This window comes from Paenibacillus sp. J53TS2 (genome assembly GCF_018403305.1).
Lineage (GTDB): Bacteria > Bacillota > Bacilli > Paenibacillales > Paenibacillaceae > Fontibacillus > Fontibacillus rhizolycopersici.
In genome coordinates this window covers 1-564 of the sequence record NZ_BOSK01000029.1, presented here as the reverse complement: position 1 = coordinate 564, position 564 = coordinate 1, and the positions used below count along the sequence as shown (strand labels likewise).

Here is a 564-nt window from a genome sequence, read left to right as displayed (position 1 = left end):
GGCAGTTTCGTTGTTCGCCACGTCCTTCTTCGGCTCCTAGCGCCTAGGCATCCTCCGTGTGCTCTTAGTAGCTTAACCAAGTTGCTCTGGTATTGTGCTGTCCGCTCGTTGTCCGTCGTTTCCCTTCTGGCTTTCGCCACCCGGTCACGCACTTCCAAAGGATCGACCATCACAAAACCTTCGCATTAGTAGTCACTACCTCTTATTCAACTTGTTTTGACACAAGTTCAGCTAAAAGGAATGTTTCTAAAACGCAAATTTCGTTTCGTTTATCCAGTTTTCAAGGATCAAGTTTGCCTCGCCGTTTTACCGGCGGAAGACTATCTTATCACTTCCCATCATACCGTTCAACCGGTAAGTCTTGGAAGGATAAGCTTGAGAGTTGAACTCTCAAAACTGACCAACGAGTGAGTAACTTTGCTAACCTGAGTTAGCTTATTTGAATGTCTTCGTTACAGAAGACGATTCTCCATAGAAAGGAGGTGATCCAGCCGCACCTTCCGATACGGCTACCTTGTTACGACTTCACCCCAATCATCTACCCCACCTTCGGCGGCTGGCTCC

The 564-nt window shown here is 47.7% G+C and carries 1 rRNA gene; it reads right to left on the bottom strand.

Features of this window, described 5'->3' with window-relative positions:
• Positions 1–475 precede the first annotated feature (475 nt).
• A 16S ribosomal RNA gene (locus KJS42_RS22925) occupies positions 476–564 on the bottom strand; the annotation flags it as partial.